General features: G+C 67.2%; 21 protein-coding genes and 2 pseudogenes. 12 read left to right on the top strand and 11 right to left on the bottom strand.

Annotated elements, in window-relative coordinates; genetic code table 11:
* Positions 1-46 precede the first annotated feature (46 nt).
* Positions 47-3,310, top strand: coding sequence for a BTAD domain-containing putative transcriptional regulator (locus C5E41_RS35050; protein WP_258080946.1), 3,264 nt, complete (start codon positions 47-49; stop codon positions 3,308-3,310).
* Here the strand turns inward: C5E41_RS35050 and C5E41_RS12660 are convergent.
* From C5E41_RS12660 to C5E41_RS12640, 4 genes are all read right to left on the bottom strand, one after another.
* The gene (locus C5E41_RS12660) at positions 3,294-4,061 is read right to left on the bottom strand and encodes an ABC transporter permease (protein ID WP_104376017.1); all 768 of its coding nucleotides are present in this window, start codon (positions 4,059-4,061) and stop codon (positions 3,294-3,296) included. The two genes, C5E41_RS35050 and C5E41_RS12660, sit on opposite strands and share 17 nt — an antisense overlap.
* Complete coding sequence (locus C5E41_RS12655) at positions 4,058-5,002, bottom strand: ATP-binding cassette domain-containing protein (protein ID WP_104376016.1); 945 nt, start codon at positions 5,000-5,002, stop codon at positions 4,058-4,060. The genes C5E41_RS12660 and C5E41_RS12655 overlap by 4 nt, the downstream gene beginning before the upstream one ends.
* Positions 5,003-5,109: 107 nt before the next feature.
* A complete protein-coding gene (locus C5E41_RS12650) occupies positions 5,110-6,123 on the bottom strand; it encodes an alcohol dehydrogenase catalytic domain-containing protein (RefSeq protein ID WP_104376015.1) in 1,014 nt (337 codons plus the stop codon).
* 397 nt (positions 6,124-6,520) lie between these two features.
* Positions 6,521-7,123, bottom strand: a complete 603-nt coding sequence (locus C5E41_RS12640; RefSeq protein WP_258080923.1) for a helix-turn-helix transcriptional regulator — start codon at positions 7,121-7,123, stop codon at positions 6,521-6,523.
* Between C5E41_RS12640 and C5E41_RS12635 the strand changes: the two genes are divergently transcribed.
* From C5E41_RS12635 to C5E41_RS35960, 3 genes are all read left to right on the top strand, one after another.
* Complete coding sequence (locus C5E41_RS12635) at positions 7,116-7,292, top strand: hypothetical protein (RefSeq protein WP_219823148.1); 177 nt, start codon at positions 7,116-7,118, stop codon at positions 7,290-7,292. The genes C5E41_RS12640 and C5E41_RS12635 overlap by 8 nt on opposite strands.
* A 245-nt stretch (positions 7,293-7,537) precedes the next feature.
* Positions 7,538-8,455: an SAM-dependent methyltransferase gene (locus C5E41_RS12630; RefSeq protein ID WP_104376014.1), complete on the top strand. Its 918-nt coding sequence runs from the start codon at positions 7,538-7,540 to the stop codon at positions 8,453-8,455.
* Positions 8,456-8,605: 150 nt separating this feature from the next.
* Entirely contained in the window at positions 8,606-8,899 is a 294-nt protein-coding gene (locus tag C5E41_RS35960; protein WP_104376013.1) for a nuclear transport factor 2 family protein, read from the top strand.
* Here the strand turns inward: C5E41_RS35960 and C5E41_RS12620 are convergent.
* The 3 genes from C5E41_RS12620 to C5E41_RS33275 form a co-directional block, all read right to left on the bottom strand.
* A complete protein-coding gene (locus C5E41_RS12620; protein ID WP_104376012.1) occupies positions 8,844-9,785 on the bottom strand; it encodes a sigma-70 family RNA polymerase sigma factor in 942 nt (313 codons plus the stop codon). The two genes, C5E41_RS35960 and C5E41_RS12620, sit on opposite strands and share 56 nt — an antisense overlap.
* A gap of 10 nt (positions 9,786-9,795) precedes the next feature.
* Positions 9,796-10,986 (bottom strand): NAD(P)/FAD-dependent oxidoreductase, encoded by a 1,191-nt coding sequence (locus C5E41_RS12615; protein ID WP_104376011.1) that lies wholly within the window; start codon positions 10,984-10,986, stop codon positions 9,796-9,798.
* A 102-nt stretch (positions 10,987-11,088) separates the two neighbouring features.
* Entirely contained in the window at positions 11,089-11,418 is a 330-nt protein-coding gene (locus C5E41_RS33275; RefSeq protein WP_146097528.1) for a hypothetical protein, read from the bottom strand.
* 219 nt (positions 11,419-11,637) lie between these two features.
* Between C5E41_RS33275 and C5E41_RS33270 the strand changes: the two genes are divergently transcribed.
* Positions 11,638-11,838 carry a hypothetical protein gene (locus C5E41_RS33270; RefSeq protein ID WP_146097527.1) on the top strand — a complete coding sequence of 67 codons (201 nt, stop codon included), beginning with the start codon at positions 11,638-11,640 and terminating at the stop codon, positions 11,836-11,838.
* Positions 11,839-11,965: 127 nt separating this feature from the next.
* Here the strand turns inward: C5E41_RS33270 and C5E41_RS35045 are convergent.
* Positions 11,966-12,315, bottom strand: a pseudogene (locus tag C5E41_RS35045) (dihydrofolate reductase family protein); the annotation flags it as partial.
* Between the two features lie 48 nt (positions 12,316-12,363).
* On the opposite strand from C5E41_RS35045, the gene C5E41_RS12605 reads away from it, so the two are divergent.
* On the top strand, positions 12,364-13,386 hold the full coding sequence (locus C5E41_RS12605; protein WP_104376010.1) for a type IV toxin-antitoxin system AbiEi family antitoxin: 1,023 nt from the start codon (positions 12,364-12,366) through the stop codon (positions 13,384-13,386).
* A gap of 25 nt (positions 13,387-13,411) precedes the next feature.
* The gene (locus C5E41_RS12600) at positions 13,412-14,098 is read left to right on the top strand and encodes a hypothetical protein (protein WP_104376009.1); all 687 of its coding nucleotides are present in this window, start codon (positions 13,412-13,414) and stop codon (positions 14,096-14,098) included.
* A gap of 280 nt (positions 14,099-14,378) precedes the next feature.
* On the opposite strand, the gene ychF is transcribed toward C5E41_RS12600, so the two are convergent.
* A complete protein-coding gene (ychF, locus tag C5E41_RS12595; protein WP_104376008.1) occupies positions 14,379-15,458 on the bottom strand; it encodes a redox-regulated ATPase YchF in 1,080 nt (359 codons plus the stop codon).
* Positions 15,459-15,896: 438 nt separating this feature from the next.
* Here ychF and C5E41_RS12590 point away from each other — a divergent pair, with 438 nt between their 5' ends.
* A complete protein-coding gene (locus tag C5E41_RS12590) occupies positions 15,897-16,334 on the top strand; it encodes a GlcG/HbpS family heme-binding protein (RefSeq protein ID WP_181063216.1) in 438 nt (145 codons plus the stop codon).
* A gap of 103 nt (positions 16,335-16,437) precedes the next feature.
* Here the strand turns inward: C5E41_RS12590 and C5E41_RS35955 are convergent, their stop codons facing one another.
* Positions 16,438-16,635 (bottom strand): GlcG/HbpS family heme-binding protein, encoded by a 198-nt coding sequence (locus C5E41_RS35955; RefSeq protein WP_104376006.1) that lies wholly within the window; start codon positions 16,633-16,635, stop codon positions 16,438-16,440.
* 43 nt (positions 16,636-16,678) lie between these two features.
* Positions 16,679-16,885: pseudogene (locus C5E41_RS12580) on the bottom strand (carbohydrate ABC transporter permease); the annotation flags it as partial.
* 323 nt (positions 16,886-17,208) lie between these two features.
* On the opposite strand from C5E41_RS12580, the gene C5E41_RS12575 reads away from it, so the two are divergent.
* From C5E41_RS12575 to C5E41_RS12560, 4 genes are all read left to right on the top strand, one after another.
* The gene (locus C5E41_RS12575; protein WP_104376005.1) at positions 17,209-19,503 is read left to right on the top strand and encodes a carbon starvation CstA family protein; all 2,295 of its coding nucleotides are present in this window, start codon (positions 17,209-17,211) and stop codon (positions 19,501-19,503) included.
* Positions 19,504-19,613: 110 nt separating this feature from the next.
* Positions 19,614-19,793, top strand: a complete 180-nt coding sequence (locus C5E41_RS35040) for a YbdD/YjiX family protein (RefSeq protein WP_258080945.1) — start codon at positions 19,614-19,616, stop codon at positions 19,791-19,793.
* Positions 19,794-20,168: 375 nt separating this feature from the next.
* Positions 20,169-21,806, top strand: coding sequence for a DNA-3-methyladenine glycosylase 2 family protein (locus C5E41_RS12565; protein ID WP_104376003.1), 1,638 nt, complete (start codon positions 20,169-20,171; stop codon positions 21,804-21,806).
* Complete coding sequence (locus tag C5E41_RS12560) at positions 21,803-22,330, top strand: methylated-DNA--[protein]-cysteine S-methyltransferase (RefSeq protein ID WP_104376002.1); 528 nt, start codon at positions 21,803-21,805, stop codon at positions 22,328-22,330. The genes C5E41_RS12565 and C5E41_RS12560 overlap by 4 nt, the downstream gene beginning before the upstream one ends.
* Positions 22,331-22,342 lie beyond the last annotated feature (12 nt).

Here is a 22,342-nt window from a genome sequence, read left to right as displayed (position 1 = left end):
CACGCGGGTGGACCGATCACGGCAGAATGATCCGGTGCGAATCGGGATGCTTGGAACGCTCGACATCCGGGCAGATGACGGTGAAGTGATCGAGGTACCGGGCGCCCGGTTGCGGGCGCTGTTGATCGCCCTCGCACTCGAACCCGGCCGCGCGGTCGCCAAAGCGACGCTGATCGACTGGATCTGGGGTGAGCGACCGCCCGCCGACGCGGCGAATGCGTTGCAGGCGTTGGTTTCCCGGCTGCGGCGGGCGCTGCCGGACGGTTCGCTCGACGGGCAGGCGGGCGGCTACCGGCTGGCGGTGGATCCGAGCGCGGTCGACGCGTTGCGGTTCGAACGGCTCCTCGAGCAGGCGCGTGGCGGCGACGCCGTCCGGCAGACGCACCTGCTGCGCGAGGCCCTGGCGTTGTGGCGCGGGGCGCCGATGCAGGACATCGATGTGCGCGACCGCGAGGCGGTCGCGGCGGTGGTCACCCGCTTCGAGGGGTTGCAGCTGGCCGCGCTGGAAGATCTGTACGAAGCGGAGATTCGCCTCGGGCGCGGACCGGAACTGGTCGCCGAACTCACGGAGTTGGTGGCCCGGCATCCGGTCCGGGAACGACTGGTCGCCGCACTGATGCGAGCCCTGGCCGCCGCGGGCCGCGGCGCCGAGGCCCTCCTGGTCTACCAACGGGCCCGCGAGGCGCTCGCCGACACCCTGGGCGTGGATCCCGCACCGGAACTGTCCGATCTGCACGTGGCCCTGCTGCGCGGCGAAGCGGGACCGCGAGACAGCGAACGCAAAACCAATCTGCGCGCCGAATTGACCACGTACGTCGGCAAATACACCGATGTCGCCGCCGTGCGCGAACTCATCGCGAACCATCGGCTCACCACCGTGACCGGTCCGGGCGGCTCGGGGAAGACCAGGCTGGCGCTCGAAACCGCCCGCACCCTGCTCGACGATCTGCCGGACGGTGCCTGGCTGGTGGAACTGGCATCCATCGGCGCCGGCGGTGACGTGGCGCAATCGGCGCTGGCCGCATTCGGGCTGCGCGACGCGCTACTCGGCGGCACACCGGATGCGGAACCGGTCGACCGGCTCGTCGCGGCGATCCGCGACCGCGAGACGCTGCTGATCCTCGACAACTGCGAGCACGTGATCGACGCCGCGGCGGCCTTCGCCCACCGGGTGCTCGGAGAATGCCGGGGCCTGCGGATTCTCGCCACGAGCCGGGAACCGCTCGGCATCACGGGCGAGGCGCTGTGGCAGGTGGCGCCGCTGGCGTTGCCCGCCGAGGACGCCGGACCGGCCGAGATCGAATCCTCCCCCGCCGTGCAGTTGTTGCGCGACCGGGCCGGCGCGGTCCGTACCGATCTGAATATGACGAATCCCGCCACCCTGTCGACCATCGCGCGCGTCTGCCGTGCCCTCGACGGCATACCGCTGGCCATCGAATTGGCCGCGGCCCGGTTGCGCACCATGTCCTTGGAGCAGCTCGCCGACCGCCTCGATGATCGGTTCCGCCTGCTCACGGGCGGCAGCCGCACCGCCATCCCGCAGCACCGGACGTTGCGCGCGGTGGTCGATTGGAGCTGGGAACTGCTCACCGATGCGGAGCGGACGGTGCTGCGCAGGCTGGCGGTCTTCGCCGGCGGTGCGAGTCTCGAAGCGGCCGAGCAGATCTGCGCCGCCATATCCGACGAGCCGGGGGAAGTCGAGCGGTGGGAAGTGCTCGACTTGCTGACGACACTGACCGAGAAGTCGCTGCTGCTCAACACGGCGGACAGCGAACCACGCTACCGAATGCTCGAGACGATCCGACAGTACGCATACGACCGCCTGGTCGCGGCGGGTGAATCGGAACGCATACGACGGCAACATCTTTCGTACTTCACCACCCTCGCCGACACCGCGGAGCCGCATCTGCGCCGCGCCGAGCAGTTGGAGTGGCTCGCCAGGCTCGAGGCCGAACACGACAACATCGCGGTCGCCCTGCGCGGCGCGCTCGCCGACGACGACGCGGCGGGCGCGCTACGGCTCGCGGCGGCCGCCGGCTGGTACTGGTGGCTCGGCGGGCACAAAGCCGAAGGCATGGAACTGATTACCGCCGCGGCGCGAATCGGCGGGCGCGAAGGCGGCAGCGAAGCGTCACCACGCAGTGCCCTCGCGAGCGCCGCCGACGACACAGCGCGAATCGGCGGGCACGAAGGCGGCAGCGAAGCGTCACCACGCAGTGCCCTCGCGAGCGCCGCCGACGACGAGTTCCGGGCCAGGGTCTACGGCCTGATCGTGCATTTCATGAGCTCCGGGCCGAACGACGAACACCAGGTCGCGGAATGGGTCCACAAGGCCTATCGCCTCGGCCGAAACAGCGAATCCGACTATCCGCTCCTGGCATTCATCGGCGCCCTGCAACGCATGTTGCGCGGCGGAGACGCGTTCCTGACCGCCTTCGAGCCATTGCTCACCCACGACGATCCCTGGGTGCGGGCGCTGTCCCGCTTGCAGGTGGGCAAGGCACGCATCGCCCTCGGCTTCCCCGGCCGGGAGGCGGACGACCATCTCGAGACGGCACTGGCCGAATTCCGGGCGCTCGGCGAGCGCTGGGGAATGTCGTTCGCCCTGACCGAGCTGGCGAACAGGATCGCGATGCGCGGCGAATTCGCCACGGCGTGTGCACATCTGGACGAGGCGATCGCGGTGGTCACCGAGGTCGGCGCCATCGAGGACGTCTTCCTGATCCGGGCGCGCCAGGCTCAATTGTATTGGCTGCTGAGCGATGCGGAGGCGAGCGCCGACGCCATGGCCGAGGCGCAGCGGTACGCGGACCGGTCCGCGTGGCCGAACGCTCTGGCCGAATTCGCCTTCACCAAGGCAGAACTGGCCCGTTGGCAAGGCGATGCCGAACAGGCTCGCCGGCAGATCGAGATCGCGACATCTATGCAGGGTGGCGACACCGATCGGAGCTACGTCGACGCGTTGATGAACCATCAGCTGGGTTGTCTCACAACGGATCTGGATGGCGCACGCATGCTGCACGCCGCCGCGTTGCGAGCCGCGACCGGCGCCGGCTACGCACCGCTCACCGCCTTGATACTGGTCGGGATCGCGGATCTGGCGTCACGAGCCGGACAGGACGAACAGGCGGTCCGGTTGCTGGCGGCCAGTGCCGCGGTTCGCGGACTGGTCGACCGATCCCAGCCGGATGTGGAGCGGATCGAGCAGACAGCACGACGTCGCCTCGGTGACCAGCGGTTCACCGAGGCGACGACGGAAGGGACACAAGTGAATTGGGAGGAACTGGCGGCGGCTACGCTCGCTTGTTGAACGTGGCACGCGACCAGAAGAATCCGACCACGGCGAATCCGGCGCACCAGGCGAGCGCGGCGGCGGTGTAGCCGCCGGACGGGTGTCCTTCGAGAAATCCGCGCAGCGATTCGATGATCGGCGTGAACGGCTGGTACTGCGCGAACTGCCGGATGCCCTGGCCCATCTTGTCGGCCGGCACGATCGCGCTGCTCACGAAGGGCAGCATGATCAGCGGCACCACGCTCATCCCGGCGGATTCCGGCGTCTTCGCGGCCATCCCCAGCGCGACGGTGAGCCACGATGCCGCGAACGAGGTCGCGACCATGATGCCGAGGGCGGCGAGCCAGTCCGTCGCACTCGCCGGCGGGCGGAACCCCAGCGCGAAGGCCACACCGATGACGGCCGCGATGGCCACCAGGTTGGTCAGCATGGTCGCCACCACGTGACCGATCAGGATGGCGCTGCGGGAGACGTCCATGACCTTGAACCGGTTGATGATGCCCTTCGCCATATCGGAGCTCACCGACACCGCGGTGCCGGAGAGCCCGTAGCTGATGGCCAGCAGGATCAAACCCGGTGTGGCGTAATCGATGTAGTGGCCGCCGACATCGAAGGCGTTGCCGAAGACGTAGACGAAGATCAGCATCATCACGACCGGCATCAGTGCCGCGTTGAAGATGGTGACGGGAGTGCGGGCGATGTGGGCGAAGTTGCGGCCCAACATCATCGACGCATCGGACAGGGGGGCGGGCAGGGTAATCGTACTCATCGCGGGGACACCTCCGTGGTCGCGTGACCGGTCAGGGAAAGGAAAACGTCGTCGAGATCGGGGGTGTGGACGGTGACCTCCTCGGCCTCGACCGAGGATTCGGCGAGCCGATCCAGCAGGTGGCGCAGCGATTTCGTGCCGCCGTTGCCGGGGACGCGCAAGGTCAGTGCGCTGTCGTCGCGGGTGGCGCCGGGCAGGCTGTGCGCGGCCGCGTCCAGTTCCTCGGGTTGTGCGAAACGAAGCTGGATGTGACTGCCGGGCACCAGGCGCTTGAGGTCGTCGGGGGTGCCCTCGGCGACGAGGCGTCCCTGATCGAGTACCGCGATCCGGTCGGCCAGCTGGTCGGCCTCCTCGAGGTACTGGGTGGTGAGGAAGATCGTCACGCCCTCGGATGTCAACTCCCGCACAATGTCCCACATGGTGCGCCGGCTGCGCGGATCCAGGCCGGTCGTCGGCTCGTCGAGGAAGACGATCTGTGGTTTGGTGACCAGCGTCATCGCCAGATCCAGCTTCCGGCGCATACCGCCGGAGTAGGTCGCCGCCCGCTTACCCGCGGACTCCACCAGATCGAACCGCTCCAGCAGTTCGGCCACCACCCGCTTGCCCGCATCACCGCGCAGGCGATGCAGCCCGGCCATCAGCCGCAGGTTCTCCTCCCCTGTCAGCAGATCGTCCACGGCCGCGAACTGCCCGGTCACCCCGATCGCCGCCCGGACGGCCTTCCGCTCGGTGGCGAGGTCGTGTCCCGCGATCCGGGCCGTTCCCCCGTCGGCCTTCGCCAACGTGGTCAACACGTTCACGGTCGTCGTCTTCCCGGCCCCGTTCGGGCCGAGCAGCGAGAAGATCGTCCCGGCCTCGATGGTCAGATCGATCCCGTCGAGGATCGTCTTGTCCCCGTATGCCTTCCGCAACCCGGAGGCGGCGATTGCTGTGCTGTTCATGGGGACAACTGTGCGGTGGCCGGCTGATACGCCCCTGACGTCGGCCTGACACGGTCGCTGATACGAGGTTTGACCAGTTCAGAGGCATGAATCGGGCCCCGTGGCGATCACATTGTGAGGACCATGCGGTAGCGGGCGCGGCCCTGCTCCATATCGGCGTAGGCCTGCGCTGCCCGTTCGAGCGGTAGTTCCTGAATGCGCGCGCGGACGCCCGATTGCACCGCGAACCGCATCGTTTCCTCCACGTCACGTGCGGTGCCGGACGGATGGCCGATGATGCGCAGGCCGGGGACGATCAGCTGCATCGGGCTGATGGGCAGCGGATCGGCCGTGACGCCGATGGTGATCAGTTCACCGCGCGGCTGCAGCCCGCCGACCGTGTCGGCCATGGCGGCGGAATTGCCCGCCGTCGCCAGGACGGCCGCCGCGCCCCCGAGTCGCTGCAATGCTTCGCCGACCTCGACCGCGGTCGAGTCGATGTAGTGGTGGGCGCCCAGCGCGCGGGCGTCGTCGGCCTTGCCCGCACCGCGCGCTATCGCGATCGTTTCGAAGCCCATCGCACGCGCGAATTGAACGCCCAGGTGCCCGAGTCCGCCGATGCCGAGGATCGCAACACGGTCGCCGGGCCGTGCCCTGCTCTCGCGCAGGGCGTGGAAGGTGGTGACGCCGGCACATCCCATCGGCGCGGCCTCGCTGAACGACAGCTCGTCGGGGATGCGGGCCAGCGCGTTGGCCGGGACCGTCACCGACTCGGCGTATCCGCCGGGGTAGTGCCAACTGGGAACCCGCAGATTCACGCAATGAATGAAATCTCCCTGCCGGCAGGGGATGCACTCGGCGCAGTGCCCGCCGAACCAGCCCACCGCGACGCGGTCGCCGAGCGCGTAGTTGTCCACACCGTCGCCGAGTTCGGCGATAGTGCCTGCGATCTCGTGTCCCAGGGTGAGCGGCCAGGACATGCCCGGAAACCCGCCACCGGCGAACGCCCGATCCGTGCCGCAGACACCACACGCCGAGACCCGGATTCGCACATGGTCGCGGGGCGGAGCAGTGGTGTCGACATCCACCACTTCCAACGCTTCACCGGCGGATCGGATGTGCACAGCCTGATGAGTGGACATCGGGAGTCATCCTCACTTTCCTCGAAACGGTGATCAACGACAACGGCGCTCATGGGCCAGTATCGCCATACACAACCGGTGGTTGCTCCACCGTTCGGGGTGAATCCGACGCCTCCCGGGTGTGCGCGCCGCCAGCGGATCTCCTCGGCCAGGCCGACGATGGTGCCCTCCGGACCGCAGAGCCGGACGATGCGTTCCACCCACCGCCCCTCGACCGGCCCCTTGTTCTCCGGCTCCATACCGAGTTCGACGAAGAACGCGATCACCGCGTCGATGTCCTCGACCACGATGAGCACGTTGTCCACCCGCTCGATCGCCACAGTCCGATCGCCGGCCGCCGCGGCCGACGGCTACGCGCATGACGACGCGGCGACACCCGGAAACTCATCGCCGCGAATCATCGCTTCCAGCCCGCCGCGCGGGTGAATCGCTCGGCCAGGGCCCGTAGGTGTTCTAACAGTTCGGGCGGAGATTCGACCTCGAATTCCACATCCAGCATGCCGACCACCAGGGCCACCAAAGCGTAGGAGTCCGAACCCATTTCGAGTCGGCAGGTGTGTTCGTCGATGGGGGTGACGAGACCTTCGATGCGGCTGGCGAGCTGCTCGGCCGGGACACGGACGCGCATGACCGACCGGTACGGCCACATCGCGAAGCCCATGGTGCGGCGCAGGTAGGCGACCACATCGCCGTCGGGCGACGGGCGGTGCGTGAAGCGCGGGCCGTTGGGCGTCCGCAGCGACATCCGGTCGACGCGGAAGGTACGCCAATCAGCCCGGTCGCAGTCCCAGCCGACGAGGTACCACCGATGGCCCCAATGCGCGATGCGGTGCGGCTCGACGCTGCGCCGGGAGTTGTCGCCGGTGTGGCCGCGATAGTCGAAGCGCAGCGTCTCGGCGGCGCGGATGGCGGCGGATATGGCGGTGAGCTGATCGGCATCCACGGCGGGGCCGGGATGGGCGTCGTGGGGCAGTAAACCCGAGCCCTCGGGCGTGCCCACCGGGGTCGCGAACTTCCGGGGCGATCGGGCCGTGCGCGGCCTGGCGGAGGCCGCCAACACGGTCGTGCGCTGGAAGGAATACCCCGTGGGCGGCCACTTCGCTTCCCTCCAGGCGCCGGCGGAACTTGTCACCGATATTCGCGAGTTCTTCCGATCGGTCGCCGGCTGACCCACCGGGGAACGATTCCGCGGCGGTACGTAATCGCTTATCCCGCAAGACTATCTCCGCAGCCTCGGCGCCGCGCCACCACCTACGGCGAGGGCCGGGTCATCGCCGTAGGAGCGTTCGGGTGCCGCAGCGGCTCGGACGATCGGCGGGCGTATCGTGGCGTGTCCACGGGAATCGTTCCCCGACAACGCAACAGCTCACATCCGTACCGGTGACAGCGAGCTACGGTGCAGACAAGGGAGACCATGACTTCCAGGTACGACGGAGACACCTGGGATCCGGCGACCGGCGTCGGTTCGACCGCCACCATGGCGGCCGCGGCCCGGGCGATTGCGACTCGCGCGGATCCGGAGCTCATCGATGATCCGTTCGCCGCACCGCTCGTCCGGGCGGTCGGCATCGACCTGCTCACCCGGCTCGCGACCGGCGAGACGCCGCCCGGCGACTTGGTCGAACAGGTATGGATCGACATCGCCACGATACGCACCCGGTTCTACGACGAGTTCTTCCTCGACGCGACGAGGGCGGGCATCACGCAGCCCGTGATTCTGGCTTCGGGGTTGGATTCGCGTGGGTATCGCCTGCCGTGGCCGAGCGGGACCGTCGTATACGAGGTCGACCAGCCGCAGGTCATCGAATTCAAGACCCGCACCCTCGCGGAGCTGGGCGCCACACCCACCGCCGACCGGCGCGCGGTCGGCGTCGATCTGCGCGACGATTGGCCCACCGTCCTGCGCACCGCCGGATTCGATCCGGCCCGGCCGACCGCGTGGAGCGCCGAAGGACTGCTGGCTTACCTGCCACCCGAGGCACAGGATCGGCTGCTCGACACCATCACCGAACTCAGCGCCCCGGGCAGCCGGATGGCCACCGAAAGCAGGCCCAATCCGAAGCCGGGCGACGACGCCACGACAAGGCAAGGCCTGCAAAGCATCTCGGATCGCTGGCGCGCACACGATTTCGATTCCGACATGACGAAGCTGCGCTATTTCGGCGAACGCAACGAACCCGCCCCCTATCTGACCGACCGCGGCTGGACCCTCACGGGAGCCACCATCCGAGATCTCCTGGCCGCCAACAACCTTCAGCCTCTGCAGGATGACGACATGCGCATGGGCGACACACTCTACGTCAGCGGCATCCTCGACCACATCATCAACTAGCACCGCCGGAGACCCTCTCGGTGGCGATCGTTGCGGTACCCCCCGCATCTTCTTGTACGATATCTTGTACAAGCTCGAACGAAGAGGTCACCATGACCTCCCTCGGGATCGAACGGGGCCTACCTCACGGAAGGTGCCGCGTTCGGGGAGATGGCTCGGCATCTGGCATCCGATGTCATCATGTACCAGGCGTCGAGCCTGCCCTACGGGGGCGAATGGCATGGACACGACGGCTTCCGGCAGTTCATCACCGCAATGGGCGACAGCTGGGACGGACTATGGTTCGACGACCAGCAGTTCCTCAGCGACGGCGACCGGGTCGTCGTCTTCAGCCGGGGGCGATTGCGGTTCTGGCGGTGCTGGACGAGCAGGTATAGGCCGCTCGTAGTTACCACGATTCGATCAGCGGGACATCGTGTTCCTGCCGCTGCCATTCCTCGGTGAGGCGGCCGAGTCGCTGCCGGGCGGCGATACCGCGCACGCCCGCGATCTTGCCCTCGCGGACCTCCAGGATCAGCACACCCACGACGCGATCGTCGAGCGTGGCGAGCATGGCCGGACAGCCGTTGACCACGTCGGCATGGATGGCGGGCGAGCCGCCGGCGAGTTTGCGCTTCGCCGGAGTCGGTCTGAATCCGGCCCGCACCGCACTGGCGATCCGCTCCGGGGTCGCGTACCGGATGAGTTTGGCGGCCCAACCCAGACCGGCGCCGTCGGAAATGCCGGTCGCGTCGTCGGTCAGCAGTGCCACCAGCTGTTCGGTCCGCCCTGAGGAGGCGGCGGCGACGAACGCCTCGACGATTCGGCGCGCGGTCGCACGGTCGGTTTCGGTGGTCGTGCCGGCGGCGGCGATTCGACGTCGCGCCCGGTGCAGATATTGCTGACTCGCGGATTCGGTGATGCCGAGGATTTCGGCCGTTTCGGCGTGGCTGTACGAAAAGGCTTCGCGCAGTACGTAAACGGCGCGTTCGATCGGCGACAGTCGCTCCATGAGCATGAGCACCGCCAGGGTCACCGATTCGCGCTGCTCGACGGTATCGGCCGGGCCGAGCATCGGGTCGCCGTCGAGCAGCGGTTCGGGCATCCAGGCGCCGACCGCGCGTTCGCGCCGCGTCGTCGCCGAACGGAGGCGGTCGAGCGCCAGATTGGTGACGACCTTGGTCAGCCACGCCTCGGCCACCTCGACATACCCTCGGTCGGCGGCCTGCCACCGTAGGAACGCGTCCTGCACCGTGTCCTCGGCGTCGGCGGCCGAGCCGAGCAGACGGTAGGCCAGCGAGGCCAGCCGATTCCGACTGGCCTCGAAACTCGCCACGGTGGCGGTATCCATGAGCACGACTCTAAGCGGCGACCACGGGTGCCGACTTCTCTCGGGTACCGGCCCAGCGGTACTTGTGACTGGGCTTCCCGAACGTCGGGTGGCTCAGGCTCCAGGCGGCGGTGTCAAGAATTTTCGACTTGACGACCGCGGCCGACCGGCCACACAGGGCCCACGACTTCGCGTGCGCGTCGCCGTCGACCAGTTGGAAGATCCCGTCCTTGCGACCGAGGCTGATGTGGTTGCCGACATACGACAGCGAGGTTGTCGGTATCTTGCGCCCCGTCCGGTCGCCGATGATCGCCGCGGTCGCCTGCATGCCGGTGAATCCGGCCGAAGCACAGGACATCGGCAACGGGCGGCCGTTCTCGCCGATGACGAAGACGCTGTCACCTGCGACGTAGACGTCCGGATGCGAGACCGACCGCATCTGACGGTCGACGGTGATCTGACCGCCTGCGACCACCTCGAGACCGCTGGCGGCGGCGATCGGGGGGACGGCGAAGCCTGCTGCCCACACTGTCGCGTCGGACGCGAAAACGGTGCCGCCGGTCGCGACCGCGGCGTCCTTCTCGACGCTTCCGATCGTGGTGTGCTCGTGAACCGTGATGCCGAATCGGTCGAAGGCACCCAGCAGATGACGGCGGCCCTTCGCGCCCAGCCACCCGCCCAACTCGCCACTGGTGACGAGGCCGACTCGAAGTCCCGGCCGGGATTCGGCGAGTTCGGTGGCGGCCTCGATCGCGGTCAGATTACCGCCGACGACCAGCACTTTTCCGTCTTCGCCCAGCTCGTCGAGGCGGGCGCGCAGACGCAGCGCCGCCGGCCGCGCGGCCACGTGGAAGGCATGTTCGTGGACGCCCGGAACCCCTTGATCGGCGGCGGTGCTGCCGAGCGCGTAGAGCAGCGTGTCGTATTCGAGCCGGTCGATGCCGGCATCGTCGGCGACGGTGACGGTCCGGGCCTCGACGTCGAGGGCGGTCACCCGTGCCACGCGCAACCGGATGCCCGTACCCGCGAACACCTCGGCCAGCGGCCGATGGCGCAGTTCCTGCCCGGCGGCGAGCTGATGCAGCCGCAACCGCTCGACGAAATCGGGTTCGGCATTGACGACGGTGATGTCGAAGTCGTCGGCGTGCAGTTGGCGGGCCAGGTATCCGGCGCAGAAGGTTCCGGCATATCCGGCCCCGAGAACGACGATGCGGTGCTTCATGATTCGCTCCTGTCTGGTTCGCGTGCTGCCTGAACGAGACAGAACGCGAATTCCTGACAGGAACGAGTAGTGATGTGTATCACATCCCCGCTAGGGGTTCGATCAGTCCTTGCTCACCGGCTCCGTGAGCTCGGCAGTTTGCCCGGTGCGCTGCGACTTGATGCTCGCCTGCCACTTCTCGAAGTCGGCCCGCATCGCACCGATCTGACGTTCGATGGCTTCCTGGGTGTCCGACCACCAACTCTGCGCGGCCTCCCGGAGTTCCGCCGCGGTCTTCTCGAACTCGTGCCCCTCATGTCCGAGAGTCGCGGTCAGCTTTTCCCGTTGAGCCTGCAGCGCGGCACGGCTCTTGTCCCGCGCCCCGGCGGAGGAGTCTTCGAACTGCTTCACCCGGACCGCGAGATCCATCAGTGATTCCGACAACGGTTTCATATTCTTGCCCTCTCGAAGCGGTGCGATCCCGGCAGGATCCCGTATCCGTCGCTGTCCAGCGTCGCTGCTTCGATCGGCCGGACCAAGGGCAGAACGTCCTCTGATGTCCCGCGCTCGATATGGCTTTCGGCCCCGGTTTCACGAGCGCGGATGGGCATGCTCCAGGCAGCAGCGGGTATGCGCGAGGCAAGAACAGCCCATCCGACGAGGAGTAATCCGATGTCAGGAATTGCGGACCACCTGGGACAGCGAATATCGGCAGCGGCACATTCGGCCTGGGCCATGGTCCACCATCCCCGCCGCGAACCGAACACCGATCTCGCCGCCGAACACCACTCGACCACGAGCGACCCCACCGGCGGTAAGCAGCCCGGCGAACCCGAATCCTCACCCCGAGGACTCGGCGGCATGGACTTCTAGCGGCTCTGTCCGGGTGGCGCCCAAGCGCACCGATCGAGGCCCGAACACATCGCGCAAACCGCGTCGGGTTATGCGGTTGTGCAGGATCGCGGAGTTCGCACGGAAAGTTCGCGCGGGTACCATCGAAAGCCTTTTCCAGGGCCTCTTTCGGCGAGGCATCGAGAAAATGAAATGCGGTGTCCCCCAGCGCGATAGAGGGCCGTGGATAGTGGACGAGGACGAATACCGGTGTGCGGAACGGCGGTTCGTCGCCCCACCAGCCCTGCCGGTCGAGATTCTCCCACGGCCCGCGCTGCGGGCCGAACTTGTTGCGCCCCAAGATCCCGCGCCGACATTGTTGCGATAGTCGCGAGTGAAGTAGTCGTCGAGGCCATAGGTCCCACCCGGTTCGGTGCGAGTAGGCCAGTGCACGGTCGGGCCGCACCAGGCGAACAGCGCGCTCGGATCGGCGTGCCCGAACGGCCGCTCCAGGCTTTGCCCCGATCAACTCAGTCCGCCGCCTCTCAGCGTCCCACGCCGCAGCGGATGTTCAATATTCTCCCCTGTTCAATTAAACTGAACAGAATGACAGACCGAACACAGCAGACCGCGATCGAGCACTTGGTGGCTCGATCGTTGTCGGAATACTCGGTCGAGCTCTCGGTGCACCGCTGGACGTCGGAGCAGACCGCGATCGCAACTGTCAGCCGCCAGGGATTCCGGGCGGAATATCAGTTGGCGTGGTTGCCACACGCGACCCTCTCGGAACTATCGCGCCTCGCACGACCAGACGAGAAGCTCCCCCTGTTGGTAGCCAGCTCCCAGATCTCTGATCGCACCGCCGATGCTCTTGCGGCCACCGACGTGGACTATATCGACAGCATGGGAAATGCCCATCTGGCATTCGGTCCAGTCTTCGTACACACCCGAGGGCAACGACGCCTCGCCGCAGCGCCGATCAGACTACCGACCAGAGCCAACCTGTTCAGCGCCAAACGAATGCAGGTGCTCTTCGTACTGCTCGCATGGCCTGATCTTGCAGACAAACCAGTTCGCCGGATCGCCACCTCGGCCGGAACCTCGGTGGGAATCACACAGTCGACACTGGAGATCATGCAAGACGCTGGCTTCTTGCTCAGCGGCTCGCTACACCGTCGCGATGAGCTACTCGACCTATGGGCCGCCGCCTACCAAGGCTCGCTACTTCCCAAGCTGGAGCAGAGCTCGTTCAGCGGAAGTATTGAAGGCTGGTCTCCACCTTCGGGATACCTCATCAGCGGAGAGTCGGCCGTCGAGCTGATCCGCAGCCCTCAGACACTAACGCTCTACATCGAGCGCTTCGAACTCGCCGAAGCTATCCGAAGCGGTTGGCAGAAATCCGACGCCCCGAACATTTATGTCCGCCGGAAATTTTGGAAGGAGCCCGACTGGGCTGCGCCGACAGACCACCACAGCGTCTTCGGTGCATCCACCGCTCCCCCAGTCATGATCTATGCAGATCTACTGGCATCCAAAGAACCGCGACAGGCTGAAGTAGCGCGAATGCTGAGAAAGGACCGCCTTGTTTGACCTCCACCGCATCGATCCACGGTCCATGGATCTGATCGACAGCGTGGTGGTCGAATTAGTGTCACGCGCCGAGGCCGACACTGAATCGATAATGCTGATCGGCGCGCACTGTCGCGACCTACTGCATAAAGGATTCGGACATACCGAGCCGCTGCGTTCGACCAATGACGTGGACGTAGCTATAGCCGTCGATGGCGAGGTCGAATACCGGCAGATCGTCGAAGCGCTTTCCAAATCTGGCAGCACCGACATCCGCTACTTGATCGCTGGAATCGCAGTCGATGTCGTGCCGTTCGGAGAGATCGAAAACCCCGCCGGTACTACTTCCCTGCCGGACAGAAGGGAGTCGTTCGATGTTTTCGGGTTCCAAGAGGTCTTCGCCAAGTCGATCCGTTTGCCACTGCCGAGCGGTTCTCGGATCGCGCTTCCTGCGCCTGCCGGCTACGCCGCGTTGAAGATGAAGGCTTGGTGCGACCGGTCACCAAACGGCGAATACAAGGATGCCAGCGACATCGCCACTATATGCACGTGGTATCAGGAGGACGCCGACATCCGATCATCACTTTACGGCAGACGTACTGATCTGCTGATCGAGGCCGACCTGGACGTCAGCATTGCGTCGCTACACCTCCTCGGCGAAGACATCTCCGCGATTCTCGGGGATACACGAGTAGCAGAGTTGGCTACGGTGTGGGACCGCCACAGACCGTGATCTACTCGCTCATTACTTCGCTCTGAGTCGATCGAGTACCACGCCCAACGATACGGCCGCGCATGTAGCACTACGGGCTGTGACCCGCTTCCTCCTCGCCTGAAGATGCGGCGCCCGTCATTCGACGGGTTTGTCAGCTCCAACTCGGGGGATCAACAGGCGCCACGGCCGAGGGCGTCACGATCTTTGCCCAGCGTTATGCAATCCGGGGCTGGACGGTGCACGTCAGCTGAGGGCGAGGCTCACCAATGCGAGGGCCACACGTTGAACCCGAACTCGACTACACGTTGAAGCGGAACTCGACCACGTCACCGTCGTGCATGACGTAGTCCTTACCTTCCATCCGTACCTTGCCCGCGGCCTTGGCGGCGGCCATCGAACCGGCCTCGACCAGGTCGTCGAAGGCCACGATTTCGGCCTTGATGAAGCCTCGTTCGAAGTCGGTGTGGATGACGCCTGCCGCCTTCGGGGCGGTGTCACCCTGGTGGATCGTCCACGCGCGAGCTTCTTTCGGGCCGGCGGTGAGGTAGGTCTGGAGGCCGAGGGTGTGGAAGCCGGCTCGGGCCAGGGCGTGCAGGCCGGGTTCGGTTTGGCCGATGGATTCCAGCAGCTCCAGGGCGGAGTCCGCGTCCAGCTCCAGGAGTTCGGCTTCGACCTTGGCGTCCAGGAAGACCGAATCCGCCGGAGCCACAGCGGCTTTCAGTTCGGCGATCCGGGCCTCATCGGTCAGGACCGACTCGTCGGCGTTGAAGACGTAGAGGAACGGCTTGGTGGTCAGCAGCGACAGTTCGCGCAGGAGGTCGGCGTCGAGCTTGTCGCGGACGGCGTACAGCGTCTTGCCCTCGTTGAGGAATTCCTGCGCCTGCTTGGCGGCGTCGGCTACCGGCTTGCGGTCCTTTTTGACCTTGGCTTCCTTGTCGAGGCGGACGACCGCCTTCTCCAGGGTTTGGAGGTCCGCGAGGATGAGCTCGGTTTCGATGACCTCGATGTCGCTGAGCGGGTCGACCTTGCCGTCGACGTGGACCACGTCGTCGTCGGCGAAGACGCGGACCACCTGACAGATGGCGTCGGCTTCGCGGATGTTGGCGAGGAACTTGTTGCCCAGCCCGGCGCCCTCGGAGGCGCCCTTGACGATGCCGGCGATGTCGACGAACGAGACCGTCGCGGGGACGACGCGCTCGGAGCCGAAGATCTCGGCGAGCTTGTCCAGCCTCGGGTCGGGCAGCGGCACCACACCGACGTTCGGCTCGATGGTGGCGAAGGGGTAGTTCGCCGCCAGCACGTCGTTGCGGGTCAGCGCGTTGAACAGCGTCGACTTTCCGACGTTGGGCAGGCCGACGATACCGAGGGTGAGACTCACGAGTGCAAGAGTCTACGCGGCGCACGTTCGGCGACCGAATCTGCCCAGGTCGCGACCACTGGATGGAGTGCCTCGGCGCGGCGACCGCACCGACCTGATCGAGTGTCTCGCGGACGGGGAAGCCGCGACCACCACGCCAGCGCGCGCCCTGGCCGTCACGTATCCGGACATTGTGTCACCTGTGCGCGGCCGGGCGCTCCGGCAGTGGGCGGGCAGCGCGAGCGCGCTGTCGATCGCCGCATCCAGAACGCGAGAGTGTCACGGCGGCGTGCGAGCGGATTGGGGTAGGACCGGCACCCCCTCGGCACCCCCTCGGCGCCCCTCTCCGCCGTGCGTGCGGAGGTGGAGGCTCTCGACGATGATCGGCTGCCACGCAACGGATTCGGCCATCCACACCGTCCCCCGCACACTGTGACGGCACCCGGCTAAAGTCGTCCCATGGCGCAGATCCCTCGACTTCCCGGATTGGGCTTGGCCGATGCCGATTGGCTGGTAAGCACCGCACTGACGGTGGCCTCCGAACGCCGATTTCCGCCACTGGCGGTGGCGGTTACCGATGTGAGCGGTGCGGTGATCGCGCTGCGCCGGGCGGACGGCGGGATGCCGATGACGAGTCGCCTCGCGGTGGCCAAGGCACGCACGGCACTACTGACACTGCATCCGTCGGGACAACTCCCCCTGCCGGGTGAGATAGTCGACAGCATTCAGCATCTCTACGACGGTGATTACATTCCGTTCGCGGGTGGCGTGCTCGTCACCGAGAACGGGGTGATTCTCGGGGCCGCCGGCGCTTCGGGTGCTCATGCGACGCAGGACGAAGAGGCCGTGCAGGTAGCCGTGCAGCGTTGGCACGAATATCGTTCGCACACGGCCTGATTCGCAGCGCGCCCACTACACCGGGTCCGGTGTCGGCGACAGCTGATCGATCCGACCGAACAGGGCGGGCCAGGCCTACCGGAGTTCGTGCAGTTCACCGCCGTCACGATGGAACAGCGACCCCGGTCGCCTTCGCGGGAGCGATCCGGACCGATAGCGGTGGCGCACCGTCCATCCGATCCAGCACGCGCACGTGTCCACCCTCGTCCACGACGGCCACGGTCACCCGCGCACCCAATTCGGCAGCGCGAGAGCGTATCCGAGTGCTGATAACGTGCGCTTCATCCGGTGTGAGCAACATCTTCTCCACCTCCGATAATCGTTGGACACGCCAACGGTTTACCGACGGTGGGCGGCACCATCAGGGGGGCGAGGTAGGCGACGAACAGCACGGCGCGGCCGGGAACCCGCAAGCGTGCGAAGGCATAACCGGCGAGGGAGCAGAACAGCACCTGCCCGGCGGTGACGCAACCGGCGGTGTTGACCAGCATGCGACCCAGCGGCAGCAGATCGAACACCCGGCCGTAGTTGGACCACTGAGGACGCATCGGCAGTGTCGCCGACCCGCGACCGAAGCGAATCGGCCCCGACGGGTTCGCGTGCTGCCGGAGGTGCGGCAACCAACCGCAGACCAGGTCCGAAGCTTACGGATCCGCACCCGCGCGCAGCCCGTCCGACATGCGGCGACCTGCGGTTCCGTGGCGGGCACCGGGATCCGGCCCGGTGAACAGTTCCTGAACGGGGTGCGGATACCACGGTGGGCTCGCCCGATTCGGCGGGGTTCCGCTACCTTGAGTCAGTTCCACCAGATGTCCGGCCGGGCGGGCAAGCTCGTCGCCGATCGGACCTACACCAGCACGGGAGAGTAGCTCGCATGGCGACCATCGAATACCTCCGAACCGAGCCGGACCTGCCTCCCGTCGGGATTGTCGACCGCCGGCCGATCACGCCCGCCAAGAAGGCGATCTTCGCGGCCGTCGCCGTCTTCGGTGCGATCGCCTGGGCGATTCTCGCCATCGCCCGTGGCGAGAACGTCAACGCGGTATGGATCGTCATCGCGGCGGTGTGCACCTACATCATCGCCTACCAGTTCTACGCCCGGCTGATCGAATGGAAGATCACCACACCGCGCGACGACACCGCCACTCCGGCAGAGGAACTGGAGAACGGCACCGACTACATGCCGATGGACCGGCGGGTCCTGTTCGGCCACCATTTCGCCGCCATCGCCGGCGCCGGGCCGCTGGTCGGGCCGGTCCTCGCGGCGCAGATGGGTTATCTGCCGGGCACGCTGTGGATCGTCATCGGCGTCGTGCTCGCCGGGGCCGTTCAGGACTATCTGGTGCTGTGGGCATCGGTGAAGCGCCGCGGCCGCAGCCTCGGGCAGATGGCCCGCGACGAACTCGGTGTGGTGGGCGGTATCGCGGCGCTGATCGCGGTGCTCGTGATCATGGTGATTCTGCTGGCCGTGCTGGGCATCGTGGTGGTCAACGCGCTCGCCGCGACCAAGGGGGCCGACGGGCAACTGCACGGCGGCAGCCCGTGGGGTGTGTTCTCGATATCGATGACGATTCCGATCGCGCTGCTGATGGGCCTGTACCTGCGCTATGTGCGGCCGGGCAAGGTCGGCGAGATCTCCGTCGTCGGCTTCGTGCTGTTGCTGCTGGCCATCGTCTCCGGGCGCTGGGTGTCGGAATCCGGCTGGGGCCGTGACCTGTTCACCCTCTCGGGCACCACCATCGCGTGGATGCTGATCATCTACGGCTTCATCGCCTCGGTGCTGCCGGTGTGGCTGTTGCTGGCTCCGCGCGACTACCTGTCGACGTTCATGAAGGTCGGCACCATCGTGCTGCTGGCGGTGGGCGTGGTGATCACCATGCCGGTGCTGCACGCGCCCGCGGTCTCCCAGTTCGCCGGGAACTCCAAGGGTCCGGCGTTCGCCGGCAGCCTGTTCCCCTTCCTGTTCATCACCATCGCCTGCGGTGCGCTCTCCGGATTCCACGCACTGGTCTCCTCGGGCACCACGCCGAAACTTCTCGAAAAGCAGTCGCAGGCACGGATGATCGGCTACGGCGGCATGCTGATGGAGTCGTTCGTCGCGGTGATGGCGATCATCGCCGCCAGCATTCTCGACCAGCATCTGTACTTCGCGATGAACACCGGCGGCATCACCAGCGCGCAGGCCGCCGCCGACAAGGTGAACGCCCTCGGACTGGGCGGCACACCGATCACCGCGAACGAGTTGAACCAAGCCGCGCACGACGTGGGTGAGCAGGCGATCTACTCGCGCACCGGCGGCGCGCCCACCCTGGCCGTCGGTATGGCCGAGGTGATGCACAATTTCATCGGCGGCACCGCGATGAAGTCGTTCTGGTACCACTTCGCGATCATGTTCGAGGCGCTGTTCATCCTGACCACCATCGATGCGGGCACTCGCGTCGCGCGCTTCATGCTGTCGGACACGCTCGGCAACCTCGGCGGCCCGGCGCGCAAATTCAAGGATCCGTCCTGGCGGCCCGGAGCCTGGCTGTGCACGTTCGTCGTGGTCGCGGCCTGGGGTTCGGTGCTGCTGATGGGTGTGACCGATCCGCTCGGCGGTATCTACACGCTCTATCCGCTGTTCGGCATCGCCAATCAGCTGCTGGCCGCGGTCGCGCTGACGGTGGTGCTGGTGATCGTGATGAAGAAGGGGCTGTGGAAGTGGGCCTGGATTCCGGCGCTGCCGCTGATCTGGGATCTCATTGTCACCATGACGGCCTCATGGCAGAAGATCTTCTCCGGCGACAAGAACATCGGCTACTGGACCCAGCACCGCATCTACAGCGACGCTCGTGACGCCGGGAAGGTGCTGGCGCCGGCCAAGAGCATGGCCGACATGGACAAAGTCGTGCGCAACACATTCATCCAGGGCTCACTGTCGATCATTTTCGCGGTGCTGGTGTTGATCGTGGCGGTGGTCGGTGTGATCGTCTGTGTGCAGGCGGTGCGCCGCGGCGGTGGGGCCACCACCGAGACTCCGGAGGTGCCGTCGAAGATCTTCGGACCGTCGGGTTTCGTGACGACGAAGGCCGAGAAGGAGGTGCAACGCGAATGGGCGGAACACGAGCGCGCGGGCGCGGTGAAGGCCCCTGGCACGGCGGCCACGGCGACACCGGAACCGGCTTCTTAGCAAGCGAATTCGAGGATTTCGGCACGGCAGCAGGAGCCGCGCCGAGTCCATCCGCCGGCACAGATGCGGCGAAGACGCACCGGCGGACCGGCACTGTGCTACGGGCGCCGCTGCGTGCGGTCCGGGCGGGAGCCCGCTATATGAACGCGGTGCTCGGCGGGCAGGACTACCCGCGATATGTGGAACACCTGCGACGCCGGCATCCCGGCCGGCCGATTCCGACCGAGAGCGAATACTGGCGCGAGCGGCACGCGGCGGCCGATCGCAACCCCGGGACCCGGTGCTGCTGAGCTCGCTCAGGCAGCTGATCGGCGGCGGCCGAGCCGATCGACGTGGCAGCCGGAAGCGGTTCCCGGCATCCGGCTCGTCGCGGTGGCCGCACCCGATGGCGAGGCGGCCGGTTCCGGTGCGGTCCGGCCGCCGGCACGCGGCCCCGGTGGCCGGGACGTTCGCGTGTGATCTGCAACCAACCGATCACCCCGCACCCGCCCGCTCCAGCCGACCCGAAACCCTTGCGACGCTGCGGAATAGGCCCTTTGCGGCGGTTATACCCAGCTGCTCTCACCAAACGGACTATCAATAGCCGACAGCTATGTTCTTGAAACGTTGACCATCCGGGGTAGTTGTCTGATTCCCGCTAGCGCAGGCGGCCTCGGGCTGACAAGGTGGACTGCGTGAGTGTGAACGGTCTGGACTTCGAGCGCTGTTATCGAGCGGTGGCCACCCGCGATGCCCGTTTCGACGGGCAATTCGTCACGGCGGTGCGCACCACCGGAATCTACTGTCGGCCATCGTGTCCTGCTATCACTCCGAAGCGTACGAATGTCACGTTCCTCCCCACCGCGGCCGCCGCGCAGCAGAACGGGTTTCGCGCCTGCCGCCGGTGCCTGCCCGATGCCGCGCCCGGCTCGCCACTGTGGAACACCCGCGCCGATCTGGCCGCGCGGGCGATGCGACTGATCGCCGACGGAGTGATCGAACGCAGCGGCGTCCCCGGCCTGGCCGACCAGCTCGGCTATTCGCAGCGGCAACTGACCCGGGTACTCACCGCCGAACTCGGCGCCGGTCCGCTCGCCCTGGCTCGCGCCCATCGCGCTCACACCGCCCGGCTGCTCATCCAGACCACGCGAATGCCCATGTCCGACATCGCCTTCGCGGCCGGCTTCGCCAGCATCCGGCAGTTCAACGACACCGTGCGCGAGGTGTTCGTGGTGAGTCCGACGGTGTTGCGCGAGGAGGCGCGGCGGCTGCGCGGCGACGCACTGCCCGCCACCAACGGTGTCCTCACCCTGCGCCTGCCCTATCGCGAACCGCTCGACGCGAGCTGGCTCGAATGGTTCCTCTCCGCGCATGCGGTCCCCGGGCTGGAGAGCTGGGAGGACGGCGTCTACACACGCAGTCTGCGCACTCCGCACGGGCATGCCACCGTGCGCGCGAGTATCCACCCCGGCCATGTGCGGGCGAGCCTGGCGCTGCACGATATGCGCGATCTGGCGCCGACCGTCGCGCGGATCCGCCACCTGCTCGACCTGGACGCCGATCCGGTCGGGATCGATGCCGCACTCACCGAGGGCTTCGCGGCCGGGACGCCGACTATCGGCGCGGGCATCCGCGTGCCGGGCTGCCTGGACGGCTCGGAGTTGTTGCTGCGCACCATGATCGGACAGCAGATCTCGGTGTCGGCGGCGACCACGCACACTGCCCGCCTGGTCGACGCACTGGGTGAGAACGTCAACGGCCCGATGCCGCGCCTGTTCCCCACCGCCGAAGCCATCGCTGAACGGGGCGCCGACGTACTGACCGGACCGGCCCGGCGGACCGCCTCGATCGTGGGCGCCGCGCGTGCCCTCGCCTCGGGCGACCTGCGTCTGCATGCCGGCCGGACCGCCGCCGACGTCCGCCGCGATCTGCTCGCCCTCGACGGGGTCGGCCCGTGGACGGCCGACTACGTGACGATGCGCCTGCTCGCCGACCCCGACATCCTGCTGCACACCGATCTCGTGGTCCGGCAGGGCGCGGCCCACTACGGCATCGACCTCACCGATACGTCGCGATGGGCGCCGTGGCGGTCGTATCTGTCGATGCATCTGTGGAAGCGCGCGCTCTCCGAACGCACCGCGGTGGCCGGCGCCGCGACCGCGCGAGCCGCCCTCGCACGCAACGGTGGATACCCCGCCGGCCGCGACGACGCCACCCGGCCCGCACCCGCGCGCACCACGCTCGACCGTCGTGGCGACGCGCGCACCGGAGTCGCGGCCGCCGAGGCCGGCCGTCGCGCGGCCTATCTGGGCGCACGGCGATGAGCACCGCCGATTACGCGACCGTCCCGACCCCGATCGGGCCGTTCACGGTCATCGCCGATGCCGACGGCGCGGTCCTGGCCTCCGGCTGGACCGCCGACGCGGAAGGTCTGCGCGGTCTCGTCCATCCGCGGCTGCGGCCGGACGCGCTGCGCCGCTACGACGCGCTCGACGAGCTCACCGACACCGTCGAGCGGTATCACCAGGGCGAACTGGACGCCATCGACGGAGTGGCGGTCCGGCAGGTGTCCGGTCCGTTCCTCGAGCACGCCTGGTCGGTCCTGCGAGCGGTGCCGGCCGGCACGCCGATCACCTACACCGCCTTCGCCCTCCGGTCCGGCCGTCCGGAGGCCATTCGCGCCGCCGCCAACGCCTGCGCGCGCAATGCCGCCGCCCTCTTCGTTCCGTGCCACCGGATTCTGCGGACCGACGGCTCGCTCGGCGGCTTCCGCTGGGGGTTGGGCTGTAAACGCTGGCTGCTCGCCCACGAGCGGGCGGCGAAGGACAGCGCCCACCCCAGCCGCTGAGCGCCCGGTCTC

This window comes from Nocardia nova, assembly GCF_002933465.1.
Classification (GTDB): domain Bacteria; phylum Actinomycetota; class Actinomycetes; order Mycobacteriales; family Mycobacteriaceae; genus Nocardia; species Nocardia nova_B.
Note: the sequence above shows the minus strand (reverse complement) of the source record. Positions and strands in the feature narration are given on the sequence as shown.